The sequence below is a fragment of the Nitratireductor sp. ATLC21 genome (genome assembly GCF_057196525.1).
The window spans coordinates 1,291,208-1,317,528 of the sequence record NZ_JBXUOU010000001.1 but is presented as its reverse complement, the minus strand read 5'-3'; the positions used below and the strand labels follow the sequence as shown (position 1 = coordinate 1,317,528).

Sequence of the window (26,321 nt, the reverse complement as noted above, 5' to 3'; positions counted from 1 at the left end):
ACGGTCAAGGTAGGAGGCGTGACTTGCGTGAAACTGGTGGTGGCACTTTCTGAAGAAAAAAATTGGCGGATCAGATGTCCGCCAGCCGGTAGCCAAGGTAGCGTTTGGAGTCGATCGGGTCGAACCCAAGCTTCTCGCGCAACTTCTTGCGCAATTTGCTGATGTGACTTTCCACCACGTTCTCTTCGACGTCCTCATCAAAGATGCCGTAGATGGCATTGAAGATCTGCGTCTTGGTCACCCGGCGTGTGGGGTTGCTCGCCAGATATTCCAGGATCCGGCGTTCACGGCGCGGCAGGGGAAGCGGTTGCCCCTCGATTTCCGGATCGCGCCCGTCGAAATAGATTCGCATGGTGCCGATTTCCGTGAAGGTGGCCGTTTCCTGCTGGGCGCGGCGACGGATGGCTGTGATACGCGCGAGGATCTCGCGGATGTGGACCGGCTTGCGAACGACATCGTCGACACCCCATTCGAACATGCGAAGCGTGTCGTCGAGCGAATTGCGTTCACTCAGAGCAATCAACGGTGCGGTGGAGCGCTCACGAATGCGCTGAGCCCGAATGCTGCCCCCATCGCATTGGCCGAGCAAGAAAGCGCTCACGGCCTTGAGTTCATCATCCGGAACAGTCTCGACCCATTCGCCGAATTCGTCTGGTGCGAATCCTGCGCTCGCAACCCCTTCACGATTGAAAAGTGAGTGATAACCTTCAGTCACCAACTCACGCTCGTCTATCACGACAATCACCGGCCCGCCCTCCGAATCAACTTATGTATCAAGTGGTAACTGGTCGGGCGAATCGCGCACAACTATGAAATCTCAGGAGTCAATATTGGGGAGTCTGGAAGCCTGGCCTTCTGGACCGTGCTCGAAAAAATAATTTCAATCAGGGATTGCAGAAACGGCGTGCCTCCGGTGTCCAGGCTCCAAAGCCCGTGGCAACCATATTGGCAATCACACGGCAAACGTATCTTTTCTGCGCTGGATCGTTATCAGGGCCTGCGTGATAGCGCGCGACAGCCATCGACCACGAGCCATGGCGTTGCTTGAGCTGGATCAAAAACCGGGCGGCATAATCGACGTTCTGGCGCGGGTCCAACATGGATCGCAGATTCTGGAACTGCTCGCCATGGTAGTGGTAATTGATCTGCATGCAGCCCAGATCGATAAGTTTCTTACCTTCGCTACGAGCGCGCTCAAAGCTGCGAATTGCATCCCCCGCGCTACGCGCGAAGACTGCCTTCCCCTCGATGTTCAGCGCGTAGGGTTGCAGGCTTCCCTTCACGCCCGTTTCCGTGAGGCCGACGGCATAAAGGATCCCGGGGGGGACACGGTACTTTTCCGCTGCGCGAAGGATTTCACCCTCACATGCATTCCCGGCGGCCTGGGCACTGCTCGCCATTGCCGAAAGGCTAAATATAAACGCCGCTATGAGACGCATCGGCGGTATCCTGTGCCTGCCGGCCGCCATTGCTGGCCTCCTCACGGGTAGAGCGATCACCGCCGGTTCCTCGCGAGGGATCACCCTCGCCGCGTCCATCGCTCATGGACTGGAACGCTCCGTCTCGCGTGTTGCCACCGGTCGCGGTGTTGGTTTGCCCGCCGGGCGTGGATTGTTGAATGGTGACCCGGTCAATGTCGTAGCCGAGTGAGCGCAGGGCCTTGACGATGGAGTCGCTGTCGGTGCTCAGGCGGTGGCGCGCCTCGGTGCTTTCAACCTGCAGATCAACCATCAGTTGCTCACCCACGAGACGCAACTTGGCCGTTACGGTTCCGAGTTCGGCTGGCTGAAGCTGGATCTTCAGGGTCTGCACCATCTTTCCGGCTTCGCCCTGCTGACTGGTCTGCAAATGTGCGGCCTCGCTTGTTCCGGCGCGCGGGGCCAAAGAGCTCTGGTCGCCGCCGACCGTGGGGGCGGGGGCGGGTGCACGCTGGATGGACACAACGCGGATTTCCTGTTGTTGCTGCTGGGCATTCTCGCGCACGGGCCCCTCATTGCCGCCCAGGCCTCGCAGCGTCGCCTCGGACTTTGCAGATTGTTGGGTGGTCTGCTCAGCCGCTATCGGCGTGGAAGACTTCTCACTGACAGACAATGCGGCTTTGTCAGATGCCTTTGGCAGTCCAGGAAGAGGTTGCTCGGCTCTGTCTACACGTTTGGCTGGTACTACGCGTTCCCGGGTCCGATCGTTCGCCTGAGGAAGAGGTTGGGCTGAAGCCATTTGTGGCGCAGCAGGGGCGTCTTCGGAAACCGGAGTGGCGGCCGTTCGTACCTCGCTGGATTGCACTGCAGGACCTTTACCGCCTTCCAGAAGCTCGTCCGCTGTTGCAGCCGCTTCCCCGTCACCCTTGGCGTCGCCTGTTTCACCGCTCAATCTACCGGGGACGGGTGCATTCGTTTGAGGAGAAAGTGTCTCGGGAAGGTGCTGCAGTTCGCCGTCTTCGTTTTGCTGTTCTTCTTCGCTGGAAGGCTCTTGCCGTGGCCCCAACCCTTCGGCAAGCGTCCAACGTATCGGCTGCCAACCTGTGGCTTCCTCGCTGATCTTCCTCTCCTGATTGCCCTTCGTGGTCCGTGTTTCCGTCAGAGCTTCCTCGAAGTCTGACGAAAGAGGCTCTCTGCCCGCACGTTTCTGGAGCCCCGCATCCAGCGTCTGCAGGGTGGTCGGCAAACTCCGGCTTATGGCGGGATTCATTGTGCGGTTTCCTTTCCAAGCAGCGCATCTATGTCGTCGAGTTTGCTGCGCATTTCCTTCAAATAGCTATCGGCCTCGTCATTCTCGGGATCACCGGGAAAAACGGCGTCGGCAGCCTCCTGCGTCATGAGAGATGCGGCGCTCTCAGCAATCTCAGCGTTGTTGTCGTCTTCAACGGAAATTTCTTCGTCAGGCAGGCGCGCATCCACGAGTTCCGGTTGGGAATCCGGCACGAGTGCAGAAGTATGCCGTGGCTCGTCAAGAACCGCCCTGGCTATCGCGACAGCCGCATCGAGCAATTCCTGATCGGCTTTTGATAGACGATGACGATCGATGCTGTTCAGGGCGGTCAGGACATCGTTCACATTGTCCGAAGTCACAGAAGCCATGTTCGCGTAGAGAACGGCTCTTGGATCGTTGCGTCCGTCTGCGTCTTGACCATAGGCCATGGCCTTTTGCGAAGCGAAGGCGAGCAGCCGCTCATAACCCTCAATGGCGCTCTTGCGGGCAAGCCGCAGATACACGATCCTCGCCTGTTCATCGGACATCTGTGCAGTCACTTCGTCAATCATGGAAGGGTCGACGGTATCGTTTAACTCCACCACTGCAGCCACGAATGTGTCGACGAACTGTGTTGCGTAGGGCGAACGTAGAAAACGCCGAACATATTGTTCCGATGCCCGGGTGAGCCGCTCTGTGTCTTTCAGCGCGGCAGCAAGCGGGATGCTACGCCGCAGGGCTGCCTCCTCTATAAGGGTTCCCGGGCTGAGAAGCCGGGCCTCATCAAGCATCCGAACCGCAAAAAGAGGGTTGTCCCGCGCCGTCACGGTCGCGCTGACGAGAGCGACTGGCGGCCCCACTTCCGGTGGAAGAGACTTGGGGTCGATTTCCTGAAGCACAGCGCGCGCCGCAGTGAAGTCTCCAAGCGCATAGCGCACTATTGCTTCGCCGAGCCGGGACTCCTGTGGGCCCAAAGAGAGCTTGGAGAAGAGCAATTCGAGAGTCTTGGGATTGCCGCCGCTTAACCCGTATATCAGCAAAGCCTGCAGGTTCCGCGGATCCGAGAAATCTGCCGGGTCGGCTTTGCGTATGCGGTTGTCAATGATGCCGAGCAGCTTTTGCTGCATGGGCAGGGCCGCATGATCGCCGTCTGCGATGCGGTCTTGAACGCGCTGAAGCGAGCGAACCATCTGATAGGGCTGCATGGAAGCTGCCTGCGCGCCGGTTTCGACGGCGAGACCGGTTATCAGAATAGCGGCGAATCTCGCAACTGCCCTCATCGTGGCACTTCCAGAAGGATTTCGATGCGGCGGTTGGCACTGGCGTACGGATCTTCGGGTACTTTGAGCTTGCGATCAGCAAAACCTGCCACCTGCTCAATGCGCATCTCATCCAGCCCGCCGCGCACAAGCATGTAATAGGCGGCCTGAGCGCGGGCGCTGGATAGACGCCAATTGTCGTAAGTCTCGCTACGGAATGGACGCCCGTCCGTGTGGCCACGAACGCTCACCTTGCCTGATTGTTCGCTCAGGGTCTGGCCGATCTTGTCCATGGCGAGAACGAGCTCCCGCTGCGGCACCGCCGACCCTACCGGGAACATGCCGTTTTCAAGATCATCGGTGATCGAAACAAGCACACCCTCGTCGGTTGCTACGACGGATATGGAGCTCTCGAGCGGTGTTCCCGCAAATTGTGCAGCAAGCTGGGATCGAATCTTCTCGGCCAGCTGCTCACCTCTTTCCAGCGCATATTGAGCAGGAGGCTCGGCGGGCGCTTTTGCGGCGTCGCTCTCGCTACTCTGTGATGTTTCGGGAGGAGCGGTTTCCTGTGCGCCAACGTCTTCCCGCTCCAGGGGTTTCAGGGGCTGAACCTCGCGAACCGGCTCGAGAGCGATTTGGGCCCCAGCCTCGGGTTCGGAAGCGTCCTGAGCGATAGCTGGTGGCGGATTTGCGCCGTTGCTTGGGAGATCGGCATCGGTTCCGGCAGAATTTTCCCGCGCATTGTCGGGGTCGCCCTGAACACCAATCTGCGGTCGCGCGACCTGCTGCGACCAGAAATCGGGTGCGAATGGATCGCGGTAGGATTCTCCTCCGGACGCGCCCGAGGAAGGGCCCGCAATCTGCGCACCTCCGTCCCCTTTCTGGGAAATGTTCTGCATCGTGTCGGTGTTGGATGCGATTTCGGCGAGCACGGCATAGGGGTCCGAGAACAGGTTCTCGTCAGACAGTTTCTGGATGTCCGACTGGCCGACGGAGTTCTCGAAACTCATCGGTCCTGATGTCTGCTCCTGGTTCTGCGATGGAGCGCCCGGTGCGTCATCTTCGACATCGTTGGGCGCGCTATCGACCGGATCGCCTTCGACGTCCTCAAGGCCCTTGCTGCTCGTGTTGCGATCGATGAGCTGCACCGGGTTGAAATAACTCGCAAGCGCGGTTTTCGTATCTTCGTCGGTCGCGTTGATGAGCCACATGACCAGGAAGAAGCACATCATGGCGGTCATGAAATCCGCAAAAGCGATCTTCCATGCACCGCCGTGATGGCCCTCGTCTTCGTCGCCGCCGCCACGACGAACGATAATGATCTCCGAGGCGCGATCCTCGTCTTCCGCAACGCTCATGAGATCAATCCTGCAAGTGTTTCCGACCACTCCGTAAGTCGGGTCTCAAAGAGTTCTTCATCGACTGAGATACTGAGGTCGAATCCGGGGGCTTCCGCAAAATCGACGTGACGCGCTTTCTCGCCAAGCCCTGCCTTCAGACTGTCCCACAATGCGGGCGAACCGCTGGCCCGGATGCGCAGGGTTTCACGGTCACCAACCGCACTGCGTATCACGCGTTCAAGTTCCGCGATCGATCGCTTCTGCAGATCCTCCGTCAGAACGCCGCCGAGGATCCGCGATGTGGCCTGCGAGGTCAGCGCGACCAGGTCGTCTTCCAGAGCGGCAAAGCGCGTTTCGATTGCCAGACCCACCGCTTCGCCCAGTTGATTGCGCAGTGCCTCGAGCTCGTGAGCGTGCCGTTCACGTTCCTGTTCGAGAGCCACTGCATGTTCTTGAGTGAGCTTTTCTGCCAGCGCGGCTTCTGCTGCCGCGATCATCTCGTCGAGCTGGGTCTGCAGTGGAGGAACTGCTTCCTTGGCAGGAGGCTCCGGGCGCTCGATCAGTGGATCGAAATGTGCGCTCTGCGCCCTGCGTGGGGAGGCGGGCGGGGCTGGGGTGCCGAAGTCCGGCAAAACGTCGAAGAGCGAAAGAGCGGGAGGCATCAACCGGCCTCCGCCTCAGCGCGCGCCCATTTGCGCAGAATGTGGGCTGTGCGCTCCTCGTTGAGGTCGACCATGCGGGCCAGACGTTCCTGCGGAGCAGGACGGATCTTGAGCCGGTGCGTGCCGTAGGTGTCGTCTTCCTCGAACTCAGGGTCGGAGTACGCGCCGTCGGTCAGACGTGCCTGTTCATCTTCCGGATTGGGCAGAGCCCGCTGCATGTCATCCGAAACCGGACCCTGTGCGATGGCCGGACGCATCAGGTTGGTCCCGATCGGTTTAAGGCCGAACCAGGTGACGAGAAACGCGACGAGGATGAAGGCGGCTGCGTTGATCAGGGTACCGGTGTGCTGTCCGACCGCATCAAGAATGCCCGGCTCAGGCATTGGTGTACCGTCGAGGCCGTCGATGAACTCGACCGATGAGACATTGATCACGTCGCCGCGAGCTTCGTTGAAGCCGGTAGCAGAGGCAACGACATTCTGAATTTCTGCAATCCGGGCATTGATTTGATCGGGTGTGGCGTTGGGACCGAGGATCTCCAGGATCCTTGCCTGATTGACCACCACGGCAATCGACATCTTGTCGACGCTGTAGCCGTTGCTGGTGGTGGCAATGCGCTTGGTGTTCAGCTCATAATTGGTGGTTTCTTCACGACGCTCGCTTTCTTCGGAGGATTTCGGACCCGCCGTTGCGGCCGTCTCGTCCTCGGGAAGATTCTGCGCCACTGAGGTTGGTTGAATGGCTGTTTCGCGATTGGCGCTGTCGCTGGAGCGGACGACCTGAACCGACCGTTCGACGCGAGAGTTCGGATCGTAAATGACCTCCTCGATCTGACGTGCGTCAGTGTTTACGTCTGCTTTGACGCTGGCGCGGAAATTGTCGGGGCCCAGATAGGGAGCCAGCGCGCGGCGAATGTTCTGCTCGATCTGGTTTTCGACCGTGCGTTCGACGCCTATGGAACGTTGCGCGGTGCTGTTGGAGGGATCATCGCCGGCGGCAAGCAGCGTGCCGGTCGAATCCAGAATGGTCACTTTCTCCGCATCCAGGCCGGGGACGGCGGCTGCGACGAGATAGCGGATCGACGAGGCTGCGTTGGTTGCATCCAGACTGGAGGCCCGAATGACGACAGAGGCCGAGGGCTGGCGTTCTTCCGTGCGGAATGTGCCGCGTTCCTGCATGACGATGTGAACCCGCGCTGCCTTAATGCCTGCGAGTGACTGAATGGTGCGGGCGATTTCGCCTTCAAGAGCGCGGACGCGGGTCACCTGCTGCATGAAGGTCGTGAGACCCAGGGAGCCGACATTGTCGAAGAGTTCGTAGCCCGCATTGGTGCTGCTTGGCAGGCCCTTCTCGGCCAGCAACATGCGCGCCTGCGCGGTTTTTCCGGCAGGTACCAGAACGGCCGTCCCATCCGAAACGACGTCAAACCCAATCCCTGCCTCACCCAGAACCAGTCCGATCTGGTTCACGTCGGACCTGTCGAGGCCGACATAAAGCGTCTCATAAGCGGGCCTGTTGAGATAGGCCGCGCCCGCTACGATGACGGCCATGAAAAGTGCCAGCATGCCCCCAAGAAGGGCAAGCCGGCGAGGGCCGAGACTTTTCAGGTTTTCAACGACGGTCTGAATCTGCTCAGGCAACGCCCAATGCTCCCATACGAGTTCTGTCCGTGAGACTAGACGTTGAAGCTTGTGCGAAAATGAAATGGGGCCGCGATGCGGCCCCATTGTGTGAGCGGTTTGGCTGCGGTTTGCGGCCTACTTGAAGAGGGAAAGAATGCTCTGCGCGTTCTGATTGGCGATGGCGAGCGCCTGAATGCCAAGCTGTTGCTGGACCTGAAGGGCCTGAAGCCGCGTGGATTCCTCGTTCATGTCCGCATCGACAAGCTGCCCGACCCCGCGCTCGATGGAATCCATCAGATTGGAGACGAAGTCCTTCTGCAGATCGAGGCGTGTCTTTGCCGCGCCGAGGTCGGCAGCAGCGTTGGACATGTTGGACAGTGCTGTCTCAACGTCCGTCAGGTAGCCATCAATATCCGCGTCAGTTCCATTGGTGACGATGTCGATGAGCATGATGTCGTCGGCCAGACCACCGGGAAGTCCGCCCGCCGCAAAGAGTTTCACGCTGGCAATGTCGATTTTGATCGTGTCGACCGTCACCGTTCCGGCTGAAGAGCGATTATAGGACGAAACGACTTCGACGTTTCCGGTGTCATCGGTCGCGAGAATGTTGGTTCCGGCATAGCTCGCACCGGTGGCAGCACTCTTGATGTGGTCAAGCAGGATGTCGATCTCGGCCTGGATTTTGCCTTGGTTCTCAGCACTCGCGCCGCGGGCTGTCACCAATTTGGACTTGATCGCATCCACCGCTTCCAGAACGTTGTTCATGGCCGTGTAGGATGTGTCGATCTTGCCGGCGCCCAGTCCGAGTGCGTCCTGAACCGCGGATAAAGCCTTGTTGTCGGAACGCATTGTCGTTGCGATAGACCAATAGGCGGCATTATCGCTCGCTTCAGCAACGCGGTAGCCCGTGGAGATGCGGCCCTGGACCACGTCCATGGCCTTGTTGGTCACCTTAAGGCTCTGCAATGCAACCATCGCAGAAGTGTTGGTCATGATGCTGGCCACGTGATCACCTCTTTGTTCAATCACTCCCGGTGGCACCGCGTGTTCGCGCCGGGTATGGTTAACGATAGGTAGATGCACATGGTTAACAGGCTATTAATGGAGGTTAACTGTTGCTCCAAATATCAAAAAAAGACGGGCCGCTCGAATGAGCGGCCCGTCCATTGTGGATTGATTCCGGCGCTTTTGCGCCGGGATCGATCTATTAGCGGAACAGCGACAGGATGTTCTGCGAGTTGGAGTTGGCGATCGAAAGCGCCTGGATGCCCAGCTGCTGCTGAACCTGCAGAGCCGACAGACGAGCCGATTCTTCGTTCATGTCAGCGTCGACGAGCTGGCCAACACCGCGTTCGATAGCGTCGGAAAGCTTGCCAACGAAGTCTTTCTGAAGATCGACGCGCGACTTGGCCGCACCAAGTTCTGCTGCCTGGTCGGCGAGGGAGGCGAGAGCCGTCTCGACGGTGCCCAAAGCAGTGTCGATTGCAGCGTCACCAACCTGGCCGCCGGAAGCATCGAACAGAGCCGCTGCAACGACGTTGGCTGCGGAACCACCGGTACCAGCCGCGTCGAGCACTAGAACGTTGGCACCCGTCAGCGTGATCTCGTCAATGGTGACGGTCGCGCCGCTGCGGTTGTAGGACGCAACGATGTTCACATCGGTGTTGTCCTGGATGATGTTGGAACCGGCATAGTTGGAGTTGCCGACGACCGACGTGATGTGAGCCTGGAGCGCGTTGATTTCGCCCTGGATCTTCTGCTGGTCTTCCTGAGAAGCACCGCGTGCCGTGACAAGCTTCTGCTTGATCTTGTCGACGGTGTCGATGACTTCATTGATACCCGTGTAGGCCGTGTCGATCTTGCCGGCGCCGAGACCAAGAGCATCCTGAACGCTGGAAAGGGCCTTGTTGTCGGACTTCATCGAAGTCGCGATGGACCAGTAAGCTGCGTTGTCGGAAGCTTCGCCCACGCGCAGGCCTGTCGAAATGCGGGACTGGGTGGTAGCCATGTTCTTGGAGATGGTGTTGAGGGTCTGCAGCGCCGTCATTGCCGACGCGTTGGTCATAAGACTTGCCATGGGATAAACGCCCCTGAAATACAAAACAAACGAGGGACATACCGGGCTTACCGGTATGACGGAGCGGCATCATGCCCTTGATCCTGTTGTAAGATCTGTCCGCCATGCTTGAAGGCATTTATCGCGGCAAAGTCCTACCAAAAGGATAATGGGCCGGCTTAATTTTGTCGGCTGGCGTTTTTTCTGAAGAAACGAATTGTGGGGCCGCGAAGCCCCTCTAAACGAAAGAGCGGACGAGGCTGCCGACGAGCAGGTTCCAGCCATCGATCAGGACAAAGAACAAAATTTTGAACGGCAGGGAAACGACGGTCGGTGGCAGCATCATCATGCCCATGGACATGGTGATGGTGGCAACGATCAGGTCGATAACGAGGAAGGGCAACACGATCAGGAATCCGATTTCGAAGCCGCGTCTGATCTCGGAGATCATGAAGGCCGGAACCAGAACTCGCAGGTCTGCAGTCTCCACCGTTACGTCGATGTCTACATTGCCGCGTTCTGCGGCCAGGTCGGCGAAGAGTGCAAAATCCTTCTCGCGGACATTGTTGACCATGAAGCCCCGAAAGGGTTCGGCAATGCGCTGGACCGCAACTTCTTCGCTGATCTCGTTGTTCATGAGCGGACGCATGCCTTCCGCCCAGGCTCTGTCGAAGGTTGGAGCCATGACATAGAAGGTCATGAACAAGGATAGGCTGATCAGGATGAGGTTGGCAGGAGTGGTGGGCAGCCCCATGCCGGCGCGCAGGATGGAGAAGGCGATCACGAAGCGGGTGAAGCTTGTGACCATGATCAGAATTCCCGGCGCAACGGACAGGATCGTCAGAAGACCGAAGAGCTGGATGATCGTTCCGATCGTGGAACCGTCTGCGCCCGTCAATGCCCCAAGATCGATGGATTGCGCCGCCGCAACGGTCGGAACGAGAGATGCGGCGATCAGAAGAGCAAGGCGTCTCATTCGAACAACAGAGCCCTGAAGAGGATTTGCTTGACCGCACCCTCGCTGCGAATGCTGGCGCGTTCTGCAAGATCAGAGCGCAGATGCTGAAGGCCGCTCGCGGTTTCCACCTGACGCAGTTTCACTGTGCGCAGGTATGCAAAAAGGTCCTGGTGGATCGCCGCTGCCATCACTGGGTCGGGCTCCCCCTCGAACACAAGAGAAAGTTCAGCACGAACCCAGACTTCGCTGGGTTCGGCGAGATTGGTGGTGATGGGCTCCAACATGAAGATGCCGGGCGGGGGGGTGGCGGCGCCATCCTCGTCGGGAGCGTGATTGGAGGCAACGCTTTCTGCTGCCGTAGCAGCGGGTTCCTCGGCGCTGCCCGATCTGCTCTGCAGATAGCTGCCGGCGAACCAAGCAGCTCCGGCAGCAAGGGCCGACATGACCAAAAGCATGCCCAACTGGACGACAAGGGACGGGCCCTTTTTTTCGGTGGGTTGCTGTTCAAGCAGCGCCATGCGTCTTGAGGCTCCGGCGTTGGGTTAGAATGGTAGCACCTGGTCGAGGAATTGCTGGCCATAGGGCGGCTGCTGTACCTCGCTGATCCGACCGCGCCCCCCGTAGGAGATGCGCGCTTCGGCGATGCGTTCGTAGGAAATCATGTTCTGCGGATCTATATCGCTTGGCCGAACGATGCCCTCGATGGTGAGGATGCGCAGTTCTGCGTTGACCCTGACCTCCTGGGTTCCTCGGATGCGCAGATTACCATTCGACATCACCTGTGTGACCACCGCGGCCACGAGGAGGCGAATGTTTTCCGAGCGCTCCGTCTGGCCGCCGCCTGCCGTCGATGTGCCGGAACCAATCTTGCCGTCGAGCGCGGCTGATGAGCCCGCGCCGCCGATGGAGTAGGAGCCAGAAAGACCCAAGCTGCGATCCACATCGCGCGAACGCTCGGATTCGTTCTTGAAACGAGCCTTGTCGTTGATCGATATCTCGACTGTCAGAATATCGCCGACATTGAGCGCGCGCGGATCTGTGAAGAGCCGGCTCTGCTTGTCGTCCCAGAGGGAGTAGCGAGTAAGCGCCGGGGCAGGGCGCTTTGGATAGTTGTAGGCGGCCATCACTTCCGGATCGATGGACGCTCCCACCTGCGTCATGGCCGGCTCTTTGCCAATCTCCTTGAGCGATTGGGAGCAGCCGGCGACGAAGGCCAGCGGGAGGAGAAATACGGGCCGGAACGTCATGTCGGGTCCTCCGGACGCGCGGCGCTGGCGATGATGGTCGTCAGTGTCGCTGCGGACTTGCTGTTCATTTCATTGAGGATGATGCCGGCCGTGCGCGGTTCGAGCTTCATCAGGATGGCGGCGGCGAGTTCGACACGGACTTCCGCAAGGCGTTCGGCGGCAGCGTCGGGTCGCATCGAGGCATAGATTTCCACGATGCCGGCTTCGGCCTGCGCGAGAAAGATGTTTCGGCGCTGGAGCCAGCCTTCGTAATCGGCGCGCTTTTGCTCGAGAGCGGCGATGCGCTCGTCCACTTCACCCTTGAGTTTCTCCAGTTCCATCGCCTGGAGAGCGTAGCGGCGGTCGCGTGCTGCATCGGCGATGTTTGCGCAGAAGCGCTCAACCTCGTCGGGCTTCATCGTTGCCGGGTTCTCGTTCGCCAGTGCATGGAGTGGCGCGATCTGGGTAGCGATCACGAGCGCCGCGAATGCGCCAGTGGTGATTTTTCTCAATCGAAGACTGCGGGACATGCGGTGCACCTATTGCAGCACGAGTTCGGCCTGAAGCGCACCGGCGGACTTGATGCCCTGAAGGATGGCGATGATGCCATCCGGCTTCACGCCCAGCCGGTTGAGGCCGGAAACGAGGGTTTGCAGATTGGGACCGTCCAGCAGAGCCACATTGGCATCGGGCTGGTCGGCTTCGATTTCGGTAAAAGGTTCGATGGCAGTCTCGCCGCGAGAGAACGGCTCGGGCTGAACCACACGCGGGGTCTCGGTGATGCGGACGGTGAGCGTGCCGTGGCTTATGGCAACGCGGGAGATGCGCACGTCATTGCCGATGACCACGGTGCCGGTGCGCTCGTCGACGACGACCCGGGCCGGACCGTCGGACTCCACCATCAGGTTTTCGATCTCGGCGTAGAAGCGGGCGTAGGAAATACCCTTGGGCCTGCGGATCCGAATGGTGCGGGCATCTTCTTCGTTGGCAAGCCGTGCGCCAAAACGGGAGCCGGTGTATGTGTTGATCGCGTCTGCAACACGCACGGCCGTGGAGAAATCCGCATTGCGCAATTGCAGGACAAGGCTGGCGCTATCGGACATGGAGGCCTCGACCTTGCGTTCGATGATGGCCCCGTTGGGCACGCGTCCCGAGGTGGGTACGCCCTGCGTGAGTGTCTCTGCCTGCCCCTGGGCGCTGAAACCGGAAACGATGACGGACCCCTGAGCCACCGCGTAAATTTCGCCATCGGCGGCGCGAAGGGGCGTCATCACCAGCGTGCCGCCAGCAAGCGACGTCGCGTCGCCAAGCGAGGAGACGCTGACGTCGATCCGAGCGCCCGACTGCACGAAGGGCGGAAGGTTTGCGGTGACAATGACGGCGGCGACGTTCTTTGCGCGGGCGCGACCGCCTTCCGACGCGATACCGAGATTTTCGAGCATCGCGCGCATGGACTGTTCGGTGAAGGGCGAGTTGCGCAGGCTGTCGCCGCTTCCCTGAAGGCCGATCACCAGTCCGTAGCCGACAAGCTGGTTGTCGCGTGCAGCCTGCAGCATCGCGATATCCTTGATGCGCGACGCGGCCTCGGCCGGGAGGCTGAGCGTGACCGCGAAGAGAATGGTGAGGAGGAGGCGATTCATCATATGGCACCGACCTGAACGCTACCATCTGCGAGGACGACCCCCATGAAGGTGCGACCGCTCTCAATGTTGCGCAAACGGATCATGTCGCCGGCTGCTCCGGCTTGAAGCGGTACGGCGCGGAGCGAAATGACGAGGGGGCCTTCGCTGAATGTCACCGTGACCGGGGTGCCGGTTTCCACCAAATAGGCGTCACGCACATAGCTGATGGGTATAAGGCGTCCCGGGAGGAGCGTACGCCGGGCGACTTTTCCGTCGACGTCTTCCAGCATTCGAGCAATCGCGGTGTTGCCGCGCGGGGGGCGTCGCAGAAACACTTCGTCGAGCGCGTCGACAGAAATGGTTTCGCCGGGATAGATGACACGCGTGGACACCACCGCCTGCTCCTGCGCTGCTACCGGAACACCGGTTACCAGGAAGCTGGCCAGCGCCAGGACAAGTGCGGAGACGATGGAGTGCGTGTTCATGCGAACCTACCGGATCGACTGGGTGACGGTTGCGGCCATCTCGTCGGCCGCGCGGATGACCTTGGAGTTCATCTCGTAGGCGCGTTGAGCGGATATCAGCTCGGTGATTTCTTTCACCGGATCGACATTTGAACCTTCGAGATAGCCCTGTTCGATGACGGCGAAGCCGGGATCTCCTGGTACGCCCTGGATCGCAGCACCCGAAGCGGGAGTTTCGCGGAAAAGGTTGTCACCGATCGGGTCGAGGCCCGCTTCATTGGCGAAATTGGCAAGGGTTAGCTGGCCAAGATCTTGAAGCTCTGCCTGCCCGTCGATCCGCGCAAAAACCTGTCCGGTCTTGTTGATCACAACCTCTACCGCGTCCTCGGGAATGATGATCGCCGGGTTCACATTGTAGCCTTGGGTGGTTACGAGCTGACCGGTCGCATTGGTGTTGAACGAGCCGGCGCGCGTATAAAGCGGCTCACCGTCAGTGCCTTCAATCTCGAACCAGCCCTTGCCGACGAGCGCTACATCAAGCTTGTTGCCGGTGTTGTTCATCGGGCCCTGGATATGCAGGTTGCGCACGGCTGCGGCTTTCACGCCGAGGCCGACATTCGCGCCTTCCGGCACGATCGCCTGATTGGCGCGACTGGGAACGCCCTGCATGCGCTCCGTCTGATAAAGCAGATCGGAAAACTCGGCCCGGGCACGTTTGAAGCCGGTCGTGTTGATATTGGCGATGTTGTTGGCGATCACTTCAAGATTTAGTTGCTGGGCGCTCATGCCGGTGGCGGCAATCGACAGGGCTTTCATCAATCAGGCTCCTCAGATGGCCATGCGGCTGATGTCGAGATAGGCGGTGACAAGCTTGTCACGTACGGCAATCGCAGCCTGTAGCGCCTGTTCGGCGCTCATGACCGCGTCCACCACTTCCCGGGTTTCTGCTTCACCTTGCAGCGCCTTGATGGAAACGCCTTCGGCATGGTTCAATTTCGCTACCGTATTGGCCGCCGCTTGCCCCAGCATTGCGCTAAAAGCTTCTCCGGTTTCGGAGGTGGGGGCCTGACGAGCCGGCTGCAGACCGGTGGCCTGCGTCAATGTCGAAGGGGCGATGCTGCCCACGGGAGGAATCATGACTGGCTCCGCATCAGATCAATGGTCATGGAAATGAGTTCGCGCGCTTGCTTGATGACCTGCAGGTTCGCTTCGTAGCCGCGATTGGCCTCACGCATGTCGGCCATCTCGATCAAGACGTTGACATTCGGCATCTTCACATAACCGCGCTCGTCCGCGGCCTCGTGACCGGGATTGAACTCGAGGGTGAAATCGGTGGGATCACGGGCGATCGACCCGACCTCGACAACACTGCCGCCAATATTGCGATCAAGCTCGGCAACGAAGCTGATGGTCTTGCGGCGGTAGGGGTCTCCGCCCGGAATGTCGCTGGTAGACTTGGCGTTGGCCAGGTTTTCAGAAACCACCTGCATCCGCTCCGACTGCGCTTGCAGGCCGGATGCGGCGACTTTCAATGAAGCGGAAAGGGGGTCCACAGCTTATCCTCTCGACGTGTTCATCAGCATGCGGTGGAAGGCTTTGACGATTGCCGTGTTGAGCTCGAAGGAGCGGCGAACCTCGCCTGCATTGGCCAGTTCGTCTTCCATTTTCACGGTGTTTTCAGAAGGCAGAACAGACGGATCTTCGGTGCTGTTTACTGAAAAGGAGGCGTTTGTCGCACCGAATTTGAGATGGTTTGGATTGGTGCTGGTCAATGCCACGCGCGAACCGTTCAAGACATTTTCGAAGGGCTCAACCTCCAGGGCCTTGTATCCGGGTGTGTTGATGTTGGCGACATTGCTCGCCACTGTCGTCTGGCGAACGGAAAGCCACTTCGCCTGCTGGGTGGCAAGATCAAACAGGTTGACGGGCTGCATCAGGCAAGTCTCTCGGTCTATGCAAACATCCTGACGGCACTTTATGCAGCCAGTCTTGTGCGGGCCTTACGTCCCGTCTTCTGCAGAAACCTTGACCACCAGTTCACGTGACGTGATCATTTCCCAGTGCCCGTTTTTCCAGACGATCTGAGAGACACGGCTGCCATCGGGCAGACGTGAGCCTCTCTGCACGAGCCAGTATCCGTCCTCATCCTCGATCATGGCGCGTCCGCCCGCCACATGCACAAGCCGAAAGCCTGGTTCATCGCCAGGAAAGGGCTGATTTTCCAGTGCTTCGGTGGGGGTGCGGTCGACGGTTCCGGTGGACGTGTAATCAACCTGCGGCAAAGGAATGATCTGCGAGGGGATACGGGCGCCGACCAAAGAGGGAAGAGCTTCACGGGAAGGTCCTTGTGGGGAGGGGCGCCCCGCAAATGTCATGGGTCGAACGCCAAACTGCTCCTGATTGAAGAAGATGTACCAGGGAAACATGGCACAGACAGCGGCCAGCCCGATACCGCCCACCATGATCATCCAGTCGCTGCGGCTGCTGCTTGGCTTGTGGAGAGAAGCCGTCTTTGGAATTCTGCGGGGAAGAAAGACGGATTTTCTTGAAGGCGGGGGCGTCTCGACAACAGGCGTGGCGGTTGGGTTGGGTTCGGTTCGCCGCCCGTCCGGGAGTTCGAGACTGGCCAGTTTAAGCGTCATTGTACCGGTTCTCCGGCTTTCAGTTTCATCGCCAGATCCGTGAAAGGATCAGTCGACCGCGGATCGTTTGGCGATTGTGTGAGGGCATCGTAGATGAGCGGTATCTGGCGCACGGCCTGATCGAGATCGGCATCGTTGCCGGGCTGATAGGCGCCCAGAAGGCGAATGTCGCGGGTGTCTTCGAAGCGGGCGATCATCGCGCGCAAGCGTGTCACCAAACGTTTTTCGTCCGGTTTCCATGCACGTTCGGCAAGCCGCGAAATGGAAGCGAGGGGATTGACCGGTGGGAAGCGGCCCTGCTCGGCTATTGCGCGGTCGAGCACCACGTGGCCGTCGAGAATGCCGCGTACTGCATCGGCAACCGGGTCGTTGTGATCATCTCCATCCACAAGGACGGAGAGGATCGCCGTGATGGAGCCGCGGCCGGTTTCGCCGGGTCCGGCGCGTTCGAGCAGGCGCGGCAGTTCTGTGAACACCGAAGCAGGATAGCCGCGCGCCACGGGTGGCTCGCCGGCGCCGATTGCCACTTCGCGCAGTGCATGGGCGAAACGTGTGATGGAGTCGACAATGAGCAGAACCTTGTCGCCGCGATCGCGAAAATATTCAGCGACGCTCATGGCCGTATCGGGTGCTCGGCGGCGCATCATGGCGCTTTCGTCGCTGGTGGCGACCACAGCCACCGATTTGGTCATTCCCTGCTGACCAATCGTGTCTTCCAGGAATTCACGGACCTCGCGGCCACGCTCTCCCACCAAAGCGATGACCACCGTGTCAAACGCATCGGCGTTGGCGAGCATGGACAGGAGCGTTGATTTGCCAACGCCAGAACCGGCAAACACCCCGAGCCTTTGTCCGTGGCAAAGAGGGGTAAAGATGTCGATGACACGAACACCTGTGCGGAAAGCCTCGGAAACCCGTTGCCGTTGCATGGCGGGTGGCGTGACAGGGGCCCCGCCGGCGGCGGAGCCCGCGCCACCGGGGGTGGGTTTCCCATCCGCTGGGCGGCCCAGGGCATCAATGACACGCCCACGCCATGCCGGTGAAGGCGCAAGGCTAAGTTGGCCACGATTGAAAACGGCTTCGCCCAGACCCACGGCCCCTGCTTCCTCGTAGGGAGCGACGAGCACGCTGTCTTGCGCGATGCGGACAATCTCCCCGGCACCGGCAATACCACCCCGGCGGGCCTGCCGCGAAACGACATCACCGAGCCTTGCCGTTTCAGAAAGGCCGCGCACGCTGTAATGGGTCGGAGAAACCTCGCTGACGCGGCCGCCGTGCCGGACGAGGAAACGCTGATCGCCCGCTATCCGCCGATAGGCTTCTTCGAGAGCGGTCAGTGCGGTCTCGCGCGGAGGGTCAGCCGAGATTGCAGGCTCTGTCACAACTTCACTCATGCGCCCAGAAGCTTAATGGCATCCTTGAGGGCGGTGTCGCTGTCGCTCATCAGGGCCGAAACATGTTCAAAGGTGCGCTGTACCTCAATGAGGTTCATCATTTCGAGAACCGGATTAACATTTGCTTCTTCCACAAAACCCTGGGCGACGCCCACATCCGGCTGGTCGATGACCGGCTGGGCATCATTGGCGACGAAGCCCGAATTGCCGAAACGAGCGTAATCCTGTGATGGAGCGAAGGCATAAAGACCGATAGCGCCGACCAACTGGCCGTTTTGACGAAGCGTTCCATCCGCGCTTGCTTCAGGCGGGCCGGCGAGAGGGTCAAGCAACAATGGCGCGCCTCCCGCATCCAATACCGGATGCCCGTCTATGCTGACCAGTTCGCCGGTCTCACGCATGGTGAAGCGACCGTCCCTTGTGACCACGGTACCGGCCGGCGTATCAAGCGCGAACCAGGCTTCGCCCTGTATCGCGAAATCGAATGGATTCTTCGTTTCACGCAGTCCGCCGGCATGGGTGGCGATGTTGGGTGTACCTGGTGCGGCAAACGAAACCGAATCCGGACCGTCGCCATTGACCATGTCGCGGAAGTTCACCGACGTGGCGCGGAAGCCGACAGTGCCGGCATTCGCGACGTTGTCGGCCAGTGTTCCAAGGCGTTTTTCGAGCGCTACCTGGGAGGACAGGGCCACGTAGAGTCCGGTCTGCATTGGATCTGTTACCTCTTCAACTGCGCGATGGTAAAAAGCATATCGGTGGAGATGCCGAATTCGGCGGGCTGGCTGAAAAGCGCTGCGATGGAAGTCTGCTGGGAGTTGGTCGGGTTCTCCAGTTCCCACATTGTGGTGAAGCGCTTCAGGAAATCCTCCAGCTTCTCGGGATCACGGAAGTCTTCGATGTCGATGCGCTCCTTGATCATCTCGACCTGCTTATCGATATCGGCCTGAGCAAGCGCTGCAGGGAAGCCGAGCGCCGTGCGCACCACCTCGGCGATGGCCTTGTCTGCCAGCAGCTCATAGTAGGAACGGAATTCAGGGGCCTTGCGCTGGAAGTAGAGCGCGAGGCGCACACCCTCGTTTTCACGTCCCGCATCCTCTTCGAGCGTCTGGCGCACATAGCGCTCGACCGCCAGATTGTTGGCGATGTTGTAGGTCGTTGCATCCTCGCCGTAGCGTGCGAAATTGAACGCTTCCGCAAGTGCCCTGTAGCGCTTGTCTTCGGTCTGGTTTGCCGGGCTGGCTGGATCGTCAATGCCGCCTTCCAGGACCGAACGAAGGAATTTGACGTCGATCACTTCATCTGGATCGAAGCCGTGCGCAAGCAAGGCGAAAGACAGCATTTCCTGATCGTTCATCAGATCATCGACAGATTTGATGTCAGGGATCTTCGCCAGATAGTTGTTGATGCTGCCGATCAGGGCCGGATCACTGGGAGAAGCGCCGTTCTTGAGTGCGCGGGTGAGATATTTGTCCACCGTTCCCTTTTGGGCGGGATTGTAATTGGTGGTGTCGACGCCGCCGGCGGCAAAGTTATAGGTCCGGGCAAATTCGGCATAGCGTTTGTCGGTGAGCTTGTTTGCGAAGCTTTCAGGATCGCTGATGCCTTCTTCCAGCACCTTCACCATGAAGGCCTTGGCGTAGGCCATGTCGTCCAGCCCATGCGCTTTCATTGCGTAGCGGAACAGGCGGTCGTCATTGACGAACTCTTCAATGGAGGTCACTCGACCGATGTTCTCCTGATAGTACTCGGTCTCCCGTTGCACCATGGGCTGCGACTGCACACGCTCCAGCGAACGCGACAGGTCGCGGTTGATGAGGTTGTAGCTTGTGAACGTGTTGATCAAGGCCGCCCTCCGCCATCTTCGGTTGCGCAACCCTAATCCGTCTATCTTGCGCGAGGCTTTCGCGGACGCTTCCGGTATTCAAGCCTCACGCAAGCCACGGCGGGTACACAGGAGAAAAGGCCAAGAAAAGATGGCGGTTTAGATGGGTATTCTGATCGGACTGGTGGTAACGCTCGGCTGCGTGATCGGCGGCTATATGGCGATGGGCGGACATGTGGATGTGCTCTTCCAGCCGTGGGAATTCGTGATCATCTGTGGGGCAGCGTTCGGCACGTTTCTGGTCGCCAACCCGATGTCGACGGTGAAGGATGCGGGCAAGGCCTGCATGGAGGCTTTCAAGGGCGCGGTGCCCAAAGAGACCGAGTATCTTGAAACGCTGGGCGTTCTTCACAGCCTGATGCGGGAGTTGCGGACCAAGTCGCGCAGCGAGGTTGAGGCTCATATCGACAATCCCGAAGAATCCGCGATCTTTCAGACCTATCCAACGATCCTGAAAAACAAGGATCTCACCAACTTCATTTGCGACTATTGCCGCATTATCATTATCGGCAATGCGCGCCCTTTCGAAATCGAGGCGCTGATGGATGAGGAAATCCAGACCATCCGGCGCGATAAGCTTAAATCCTACAACGCGCTCGTGGCGGTTTCAGAGGGGCTTCCTGCGCTGGGCATCGTGGCTGCCGTTCTTGGTGTGATCAAGGCCATGGGGGCGATCAACGAATCGCCGGAGATTCTGGGTGGCCTTGTTGGCGCAGCGCTGGTCGGCACGTTTCTGGGAATCTTCATGTCCTATGCGGTGGTTGGTCCGATCGCGACCAAGATCAAGATTGTTCGCGAGAAGAAAAACCGGCTTTACGTGATCGTGAAGCAGACCTTGCTCGCATACATGAACGGCTCGCTGCCTCAGGTGGCGCTGGAGTTCGGCCGCAAGACCATTTCCGCCTACGACCGGCCGACCATCGATGCGGTCGAACAGAGCACGATGAACGCCGGCGGTGGCGAGAAGCAGGCGGCATGAAGCAGCAGGATCAATGGAGTTTCAGCCGATCATGGCGTTGACGAATGACCCTGAACTGATGCGTGCGCTCGTCGTGGAGCGGCTGGTGGGCGCCACCGGAGATCCGCGAAAGGTTGTTGAGGCGGCGCGTTCATGCGCGACCCGTGCCCTGCCGCGTGTCATGGAAAGCCTGGAAGAAAAGCTGCCGACGCCGATAACGGTGGATCTGGTGGATGTCGAGATCGTTCGCCTTGCCGAGCTCAAGCCTCAGCCAGATTGTTGTGATGCATTGGTGGTGGTTCCTGGCGAAGCCTCCGGTGACGCTCTTACCATGCGGCTCGATCCCACAGCGATCTCCCTTCTTGTCGGAGCCATGTTCGGCGGCAATCCAGAGCTGCCGGCAATTCCTCTCGAACGTCCGCCTTCTGCTATCGAACGCGATGTGGCAGCACACGCCTTCGACATTTTTGCCAAGGCGCTCAACGGAAAGGGGGCCCGTTCGCTTGGATTGCGGTTGCAGATGCCAACCGTGCTGGCCGGCGCTGACTTTCGACGTTTCGTTGTGCGGGATGGGCCAGGTGTCCGCATCAGATTTGCCATTGGCGGGGAAGAGCACGGTGGTTTTCTCACTGCCTGGATGCCGCAGCGACTTCTGCTGGAAGTTCGCGACCCTGAAGCAGAAGACAATCGCCAGCAAAGTGCCAAGGCTGCCGACTGGCACAATCGCTTCAGCGATGAGGTTATGCGCTCGAACGTCCGCCTTAAGGCGACCATCCCGTTGATGCGGATGGCGCTTGGACAACTCGCGTCGCTTCATGAAGGTCAGGTGATCGAGTTTGGCGACGGGGCTCAAGCCGAGGCAAGGCTCGCGGTGCGCGACAAGACGGTTTTCACCTGTGATTTTGGAAAAGCCGGACATCACTACACGGTGCGGATCAAACAGCCCTTTGACGCCCGAAAGGACGTCGTCGAGGGGCTTCTGGCACAATGATGTGCCAGACAGGCGGTGAAGGAGAATGACCATGACGAATGCCCAGCCGGAGCCGCAGGAACACGGCGAGGAAGAGCTCAACAAGGCGATAGAGGAACTGAAAGACGTGCTTCACGAGGAGAGCTCCGGCGGCGAGGAACGGGTCGATTCCTTCTCGGGAAACCCTGACCTCGTCATGAGCATTCCGGTCGAGGTCCAGATTGTTCTCGGCAGTGCCGAGATGCCCGTGTCCCAACTCATGGCCCTTAAAAAGGGATCGACAGTTTCGCTCAACCGCCGGGTCGGCGAGCCGGTGGAGATCGTCGTGAACGGACGGCGTATCGCTCGGGGTGAGATCACACTGGTTGACAACGACCCGTCTCGCTTCGGGGTTAAACTCACGGAAATCGCCGGCAAGGCCTCCGTTGAATAAAGCGTGGAACGGTAAGCGGTTAGGAAGGTCGGTTCGATCATGACGGAAGCTCTGGCTCTGACACAGGCGCAAAAGGCTGCCACCATTCTTGTGGCGATGGGCAAGCCCTCTGCAGGGCGTCTCCTGAAATTCTTCAAGCAGGACGAGCTCAAGGCGCTCATGGAAGGAGCGCGTCTGTTGCGAACCATTCCACAGGCAGAACTCGAGAAAGTTGTCAGTGAGTTCGAAAGCGAATTCACCGAAGGCGCCGGGTTGCTGGATTCGGCCGACAGCATTGACACGATTCTCAATGAAACGCTTTCCGAAGAGGAAATGAACCTTCTCATGGGGCGCAATGCGCCAGCGGCGAGTGAGGCCGAAGAGGTCTGGGCCGAACTTGAGAAGCTTCCTGCGGAAGAACTGATCGAACTCATCTCCGCCGAACACCCACAAGTGATCGCAGCGATTCTGGGCGGTATCGCTCCCTCCATCGCCGCGAAAGTGTTGGTAAGCCTGGATAAAACCCTGCGCACCTCCGTCATCAGTCGGATGGCAGCGACGGGCGAAATGCCCGCCCAGGCGAAGAAGCTTATCGAGAACCGTATGAGTGACCTTCTGCGCAATATGCGTGCGGGCAAGGATTCTGCCGTCGGACTGGCGCGCGTGGCGTCTCTGCTCAACGAACTCGACAAGGAGCAGGCCGATGAGGTTATCCACGAGTTGGAATTGACCGGTACAAGCGATGTGAAAGCGATCCGCTCTCAGCTTTTCAGTTTCGAGGAGATCGTTCTGCTCGATCAGAAAGCACGTGTTGCGCTGTTCGACGGGTTGTCGAGCGAATTGGTCACGCTGGCGCTTCGCAATGCCTCCGAAGCCATCGTCGAAGCTGTGCTATCGGCGCTTGGCCAGCGCACACGCCGCATGATCGAGGCCGAACTCAGCACCGGTTCGGAGGACGTGCCAGAAGCCGATATCATGCAGGCTCGCAGACGCATTTCCGCAAGTGCTGTTCAACTTGCACAACAGGGCAATTTTGTTCTCCCGAGCATGCAGCAGCAGGAAGCAGCCTGACGCTTTCACGAAGGACAAGCCCGGGTCGCGATCCGGCACACCGGACTACTGTATTTGCAATCGCTTGAGCGAAGGTCCTGATGGCGGAAGGTGCCGACAAGGAAAGCAAGACCGAAGAGGCAACGGAAAAGAAGATCCGTGACTCCGTCGACAAGGGTCAATTGCCCTTCTCCAAGGAAGTGCCCGTTTTTGCGTCTTTTCTTGCCATACTGACCTTCGCAATATTCTTCGCGCAGGATAGCGCGATGCGGCTCGGCAGTTTTCTCTCCATTTTTTTGGAGCGGGCGGATGGCTGGTCGCTGGAGACGCGCTCCGATGCGATGGCGATCTACCAGCTTGTGTTTGTGGAGATCGCGAAGGTTGTCGGCGTCGTTATGGCTCTTCTTGTGACCGCTGGTATTGCTGCTTCGGTTTTTCAGAACACACCGCGTTTTGTCCTTGATCGGGTGAAGCCGAAGCTGTCGCGCATTTCTCTGAAAGAGGGCTGGAGCCGGATTTTCGGCGCCAAGGGTTTCGTCGAGTTCGCAAAATCGCTGGGCAAGATCATCGTTGCCGGCGGCTTTCTCATTCTGGCGATGCGCGAGGCAGAGACGCGACTGCTCGCGGGCATGATCACCAATCCAGTCGAGTTTACCTCGGTCATTCGCGATATCGCGGTTCAAAGTCTCGTCGTTGTGACGCTTGTGGTGGCGGTTATCGCGGTCGCCGACCTTTTCTGGTCTCGCCATCAATGGCGCGTGGACCTGCGCATGACCAGGCAGGAGGTCAAGGACGAGCACAAGCAGACTGAAGGTGACCCGATCGTGAAGGCGCGCTTGCGCTCGCTTGCGCGTGACCGGGCTCGCCAGCGCATGATGTCAGCAGTGCCTCAAGCCACACTGGTTATAGCCAATCCAACCCACTTTGCGATCGCATTGCGGTATCGCCGTGATGAGGATGCGGCGCCCGTGGTGCTGGCAAAGGGGCAGGATCTTATTGCGCTTCGCATCAGGGAAATTGCCACCGAGCACGGCATTCCAGTGTTCGAAGAACCGGTGCTCGCACGCTCCATGTACAAACAAGTTTCGATTGATAGTTTGATTCCGTCACAGTTTTACAAAGCTGTCGCGGAGTTGATCCGTCGCATCTACAGAACCGGTGAGAGACCGTAGTCAGCAGGGATACACTATGGATAAGCAGCCGCATTCGCCTGCTCGCGAAATCATCGTTGCCAATGCAATACGCGCAGTGGCGAACGAGTTGCGTCTTATCGACGTGGCCGACTATATCGCGTTTATTCGGCTGGAGAGCCTGGCGAGTGTCGCTGATATCGTTGAATCTGCTGCAGAGCTTTATTTCATGCCGGGTACGCTGCGTCTGGGGCACGGCTGTGACGCCCATGTGACATGGAGCGGAAGCCCGCGCATTTCGCTCGATCTGGAATTGCGCCCGCAGGGTGCCACGGTCTATTTCACCTTGGAACTCAGCGCCGACAATGCGGGCGTTGAAGTCAATTACGTGGCGTTTGACAATCCGTCCGATGATCCTGAGGTGAACTCACGTTATCTGGCCGAAGCCTTGCAGGCTTCGCGGATCGTGCGTAGCGAAAGGCCGCTCATCAACGGATGATCTTCGGGCTTGCGGGCCAGCATTGGCGCGGAAGATGGCCGGCTAGTCAATCAGTCCCTTGCGAAGCGCCTTGGCAACTGCGTGAACGCGGTTAACCGCGTTGAGCTTTTGCGTCGTGTTTGCCAGATATTGGTTTGCAGTATGTACCGATAGCCCAAGGCGCTTGGCGATTTCCTCGCTGGTCAATCCGTTGGCGGTCAGTTTCAAACACTGCAGTTCGCGTTTGGAAATGGTCGGGCTTGCGCTTTCCGCAGGGTGTGGGTCTCGTTCGATAAGTTGCGCGAAAAGAACGTGACATTGACTATGAAGATCAAAGAGAACATCGCGATCCAGACGAATGTTCTGGCCGAGAATGAAAACTGCACCATGATTTCGCTGATCCGTGGCGAGCGGTAGGATCAGGCCACTCCCCGCGTCAATCGGGGAGATTTCCTCCCAGTGCATGCCCGACGTCTCCTCAGGCATGGCAATCCCCCAGAACAGGGGATGGAAGGTTTCAGAAAGCTTGTCCGCAAAGCGTTTGGGTAATCGACTTGCGAACTCGATACTTTCGTTCCCTTGTTCGGTGGGCTGCCCTGTCAGACACGGGGTCAGGCGGGGTTTTGAGACGCCTTGGACCAGATAAAGATGAAACCGGTCAGCGCCGATGCTTTCGCTGAGCTCCTGCAGCTCATCTGCGATGTCCGAAAGCATCCCCGTCATACCGATCTATATGAGTCCGTTGCGAATGGCAGTTGCAATCGCCATAGCGCGGTTCTTGGCCGCCAGCTTGTGGATCGCGTGGGCGACATAACTGTTCACCGTGTTCGATGACACGTTGATGATAAGGGAGACCTCATCGGCCGTTTTTCCTTCAGAAACCCAATAGAGGCACTCCCGCTCCCGCTCGGAGAGCGGTTCGCCGACTGGGTTTGCTATTGTCTTGTAGCCTGAGAGAAGGTGACACAGACCCATCTGCAATCGACGCAGCTCGGCGAGATCAAGCGTGTCGGTCTGATTGGTGGATATCAGTGCGATGTAGCGCTTCTTGCCTGATGGCAGTTTGAGAAGGAACACCTCTTGCTGCTGATGCAGCGAAAGGTTCGCCACTTCATCGCAAGCCAGGAGCGCAGACAGTGCGAGCGGGTGCCAGCCGCGCGGCATCGCACCCGGAAAGGTTGAAATGGAGCTTTCCACGAGCCGCGTAATCGCGGTCAGCCCCACATCTTCGATCGTGTCGAAGGTCCAGTTGGAAACGAGAATGCTTGCCATGCCCGTGGCACTGTCTGGTGCAGCTTCCGCAATGAGGTAGGAGACAGGCTCGCCAGACTGACAATACCCGCGCGCAAGGTTGGAGAGATCGCGCCGCGATACGGTCTTGGACAGCCTTGCAGGGCGTTTCTCGCGTGTCTCAGTCGCCATTCGGTTTCACCGCAAATCCGCACCTTCAACGATCGGTGCCAAGGTTTCGCGGATACGCAATACGAAGCCCGCTAAATGCCCGT

At 59.1% G+C, this 26,321-nt stretch carries 31 protein-coding genes; 6 read left to right on the top strand and 25 right to left on the bottom strand.

Going from position 1 to position 26,321, the window contains the following annotated elements; translation table 11 throughout:
• Nucleotides 1–70: 70 nt before the first annotated feature.
• The 23 genes from AC2CHD_RS06480 to AC2CHD_RS06370 form a co-directional block, all read right to left on the bottom strand.
• Nucleotides 71–745: a response regulator transcription factor gene (locus AC2CHD_RS06480; RefSeq protein ID WP_229448474.1), complete on the bottom strand. Its 675-nt coding sequence runs from the start codon at nucleotides 743–745 to the stop codon at nucleotides 71–73.
• A 139-nt stretch (nucleotides 746–884) separates the two neighbouring features.
• Entirely contained in the window at nucleotides 885–1,439 is a 555-nt protein-coding gene (locus AC2CHD_RS06475) for a transglycosylase SLT domain-containing protein (RefSeq protein ID WP_484552984.1), read from the bottom strand.
• Complete coding sequence (gene fliK / locus AC2CHD_RS06470; RefSeq protein WP_484552983.1) at nucleotides 1,411–2,688, bottom strand: flagellar hook-length control protein FliK; 1,278 nt, start codon at nucleotides 2,686–2,688, stop codon at nucleotides 1,411–1,413. Before fliK ends, AC2CHD_RS06475 begins: the two co-directional genes overlap by 29 nt.
• A complete protein-coding gene (locus tag AC2CHD_RS06465) occupies nucleotides 2,685–3,968 on the bottom strand; it encodes a chemotaxis protein (RefSeq protein ID WP_484552982.1) in 1,284 nt (427 codons plus the stop codon). The genes fliK and AC2CHD_RS06465 overlap by 4 nt, the downstream gene beginning before the upstream one ends.
• On the bottom strand, nucleotides 3,965–5,305 hold the full coding sequence (locus tag AC2CHD_RS06460; protein ID WP_484552981.1) for a MotB family protein: 1,341 nt from the start codon (nucleotides 5,303–5,305) through the stop codon (nucleotides 3,965–3,967). Before AC2CHD_RS06460 ends, AC2CHD_RS06465 begins: the two co-directional genes overlap by 4 nt.
• A complete protein-coding gene (locus AC2CHD_RS06455; protein WP_484552980.1) occupies nucleotides 5,302–5,949 on the bottom strand; it encodes a hypothetical protein in 648 nt (215 codons plus the stop codon). Before AC2CHD_RS06455 ends, AC2CHD_RS06460 begins: the two co-directional genes overlap by 4 nt.
• Nucleotides 5,949–7,589 carry a flagellar basal-body MS-ring/collar protein FliF gene (gene fliF / locus AC2CHD_RS06450; protein WP_484552979.1) on the bottom strand — a complete coding sequence of 547 codons (1,641 nt, stop codon included), beginning with the start codon at nucleotides 7,587–7,589 and terminating at the stop codon, nucleotides 5,949–5,951. Before fliF ends, AC2CHD_RS06455 begins: the two co-directional genes overlap by 1 nt.
• A 117-nt stretch (nucleotides 7,590–7,706) precedes the next feature.
• Nucleotides 7,707–8,576 carry a flagellin N-terminal helical domain-containing protein gene (locus tag AC2CHD_RS06445; RefSeq protein ID WP_484552978.1) on the bottom strand — a complete coding sequence of 290 codons (870 nt, stop codon included), beginning with the start codon at nucleotides 8,574–8,576 and terminating at the stop codon, nucleotides 7,707–7,709.
• Nucleotides 8,577–8,778: 202 nt separating this feature from the next.
• Nucleotides 8,779–9,648, bottom strand: coding sequence for a flagellin N-terminal helical domain-containing protein (locus tag AC2CHD_RS06440; RefSeq protein WP_229448486.1), 870 nt, complete (start codon nucleotides 9,646–9,648; stop codon nucleotides 8,779–8,781).
• Nucleotides 9,649–9,865: 217 nt separating this feature from the next.
• The gene (gene fliP, locus AC2CHD_RS06435; RefSeq protein WP_229448487.1) at nucleotides 9,866–10,603 is read right to left on the bottom strand and encodes a flagellar type III secretion system pore protein FliP; all 738 of its coding nucleotides are present in this window, start codon (nucleotides 10,601–10,603) and stop codon (nucleotides 9,866–9,868) included.
• Nucleotides 10,600–11,103: a flagellar basal body-associated FliL family protein gene (locus AC2CHD_RS06430; protein ID WP_484552977.1), complete on the bottom strand. Its 504-nt coding sequence runs from the start codon at nucleotides 11,101–11,103 to the stop codon at nucleotides 10,600–10,602. Before AC2CHD_RS06430 ends, fliP begins: the two co-directional genes overlap by 4 nt.
• Before the next feature lie 24 nt (nucleotides 11,104–11,127).
• Complete coding sequence (gene flgH / locus AC2CHD_RS06425; protein WP_223021383.1) at nucleotides 11,128–11,832, bottom strand: flagellar basal body L-ring protein FlgH; 705 nt, start codon at nucleotides 11,830–11,832, stop codon at nucleotides 11,128–11,130.
• A complete protein-coding gene (locus AC2CHD_RS06420; RefSeq protein ID WP_229448490.1) occupies nucleotides 11,829–12,341 on the bottom strand; it encodes a MotE family protein in 513 nt (170 codons plus the stop codon). The genes flgH and AC2CHD_RS06420 overlap by 4 nt, the downstream gene beginning before the upstream one ends.
• A gap of 9 nt (nucleotides 12,342–12,350) precedes the next feature.
• Nucleotides 12,351–13,454, bottom strand: coding sequence for a flagellar basal body P-ring protein FlgI (locus AC2CHD_RS06415; RefSeq protein ID WP_370633334.1), 1,104 nt, complete (start codon nucleotides 13,452–13,454; stop codon nucleotides 12,351–12,353).
• Nucleotides 13,451–13,918, bottom strand: coding sequence for a flagellar basal body P-ring formation chaperone FlgA (flgA, locus tag AC2CHD_RS06410; RefSeq protein ID WP_484552976.1), 468 nt, complete (start codon nucleotides 13,916–13,918; stop codon nucleotides 13,451–13,453). Before flgA ends, AC2CHD_RS06415 begins: the two co-directional genes overlap by 4 nt.
• 6 nt (nucleotides 13,919–13,924) lie before the next feature.
• Complete coding sequence (gene flgG, locus AC2CHD_RS06405) at nucleotides 13,925–14,713, bottom strand: flagellar basal-body rod protein FlgG (protein ID WP_229448495.1); 789 nt, start codon at nucleotides 14,711–14,713, stop codon at nucleotides 13,925–13,927.
• 12 nt (nucleotides 14,714–14,725) lie between these two features.
• A complete protein-coding gene (gene fliE, locus AC2CHD_RS06400) occupies nucleotides 14,726–15,034 on the bottom strand; it encodes a flagellar hook-basal body complex protein FliE (protein ID WP_229448496.1) in 309 nt (102 codons plus the stop codon).
• Nucleotides 15,031–15,450 (bottom strand): flagellar basal body rod protein FlgC, encoded by a 420-nt coding sequence (gene flgC / locus AC2CHD_RS06395; protein ID WP_229448497.1) that lies wholly within the window; start codon nucleotides 15,448–15,450, stop codon nucleotides 15,031–15,033. Before flgC ends, fliE begins: the two co-directional genes overlap by 4 nt.
• Nucleotides 15,451–15,453: 3 nt before the next feature.
• The gene (gene flgB, locus AC2CHD_RS06390; protein ID WP_229448498.1) at nucleotides 15,454–15,831 is read right to left on the bottom strand and encodes a flagellar basal body rod protein FlgB; all 378 of its coding nucleotides are present in this window, start codon (nucleotides 15,829–15,831) and stop codon (nucleotides 15,454–15,456) included.
• Nucleotides 15,832–15,897: 66 nt separating this feature from the next.
• On the bottom strand, nucleotides 15,898–16,539 hold the full coding sequence (locus AC2CHD_RS06385; RefSeq protein WP_484552975.1) for a hypothetical protein: 642 nt from the start codon (nucleotides 16,537–16,539) through the stop codon (nucleotides 15,898–15,900).
• Complete coding sequence (gene fliI, locus AC2CHD_RS06380; protein WP_484552974.1) at nucleotides 16,536–17,933, bottom strand: flagellar protein export ATPase FliI; 1,398 nt, start codon at nucleotides 17,931–17,933, stop codon at nucleotides 16,536–16,538. The genes AC2CHD_RS06385 and fliI overlap by 4 nt, the downstream gene beginning before the upstream one ends.
• The gene (gene flgF, locus AC2CHD_RS06375; RefSeq protein WP_229448501.1) at nucleotides 17,930–18,646 is read right to left on the bottom strand and encodes a flagellar basal-body rod protein FlgF; all 717 of its coding nucleotides are present in this window, start codon (nucleotides 18,644–18,646) and stop codon (nucleotides 17,930–17,932) included. Before flgF ends, fliI begins: the two co-directional genes overlap by 4 nt.
• An 8-nt stretch (nucleotides 18,647–18,654) precedes the next feature.
• On the bottom strand, nucleotides 18,655–19,779 hold the full coding sequence (locus AC2CHD_RS06370; protein WP_484552973.1) for a DUF1217 domain-containing protein: 1,125 nt from the start codon (nucleotides 19,777–19,779) through the stop codon (nucleotides 18,655–18,657).
• Between the two features lie 142 nt (nucleotides 19,780–19,921).
• On the opposite strand from AC2CHD_RS06370, the gene motA reads away from it, so the two are divergent.
• The 6 genes from motA to AC2CHD_RS06340 all read left to right on the top strand — a co-directional run bounded on the left by motA (nucleotide 19,922) and on the right by AC2CHD_RS06340 (nucleotide 24,837).
• Nucleotides 19,922–20,797: a flagellar motor stator protein MotA gene (gene motA / locus AC2CHD_RS06365; protein ID WP_229448504.1), complete on the top strand. Its 876-nt coding sequence runs from the start codon at nucleotides 19,922–19,924 to the stop codon at nucleotides 20,795–20,797.
• A 31-nt stretch (nucleotides 20,798–20,828) separates the two neighbouring features.
• On the top strand, nucleotides 20,829–21,767 hold the full coding sequence (locus tag AC2CHD_RS06360) for a FliM/FliN family flagellar motor switch protein (protein WP_484552972.1): 939 nt from the start codon (nucleotides 20,829–20,831) through the stop codon (nucleotides 21,765–21,767).
• A 25-nt stretch (nucleotides 21,768–21,792) separates the two neighbouring features.
• Entirely contained in the window at nucleotides 21,793–22,179 is a 387-nt protein-coding gene (gene fliN / locus AC2CHD_RS06355) for a flagellar motor switch protein FliN (RefSeq protein WP_229448508.1), read from the top strand.
• A 39-nt stretch (nucleotides 22,180–22,218) separates the two neighbouring features.
• The gene (locus AC2CHD_RS06350; RefSeq protein ID WP_229448510.1) at nucleotides 22,219–23,229 is read left to right on the top strand and encodes a FliG C-terminal domain-containing protein; all 1,011 of its coding nucleotides are present in this window, start codon (nucleotides 22,219–22,221) and stop codon (nucleotides 23,227–23,229) included.
• Between the two features lie 80 nt (nucleotides 23,230–23,309).
• Nucleotides 23,310–24,380 (top strand): flagellar biosynthesis protein FlhB, encoded by a 1,071-nt coding sequence (gene flhB, locus AC2CHD_RS06345; protein WP_229448512.1) that lies wholly within the window; start codon nucleotides 23,310–23,312, stop codon nucleotides 24,378–24,380.
• A 16-nt stretch (nucleotides 24,381–24,396) separates the two neighbouring features.
• Complete coding sequence (locus AC2CHD_RS06340; RefSeq protein WP_229448513.1) at nucleotides 24,397–24,837, top strand: hypothetical protein; 441 nt, start codon at nucleotides 24,397–24,399, stop codon at nucleotides 24,835–24,837.
• Between the two features lie 42 nt (nucleotides 24,838–24,879).
• Here the strand turns inward: AC2CHD_RS06340 and AC2CHD_RS06335 are convergent, their stop codons facing one another.
• Both AC2CHD_RS06335 and AC2CHD_RS06330 read right to left on the bottom strand, forming a co-directional pair.
• Nucleotides 24,880–25,539, bottom strand: a complete 660-nt coding sequence (locus tag AC2CHD_RS06335; RefSeq protein WP_484552971.1) for a helix-turn-helix domain-containing protein — start codon at nucleotides 25,537–25,539, stop codon at nucleotides 24,880–24,882.
• Between the two features lie 6 nt (nucleotides 25,540–25,545).
• Complete coding sequence (locus AC2CHD_RS06330; protein WP_484552970.1) at nucleotides 25,546–26,238, bottom strand: response regulator transcription factor; 693 nt, start codon at nucleotides 26,236–26,238, stop codon at nucleotides 25,546–25,548.
• Between the last annotated feature and the right edge of the window lie 83 nt (nucleotides 26,239–26,321).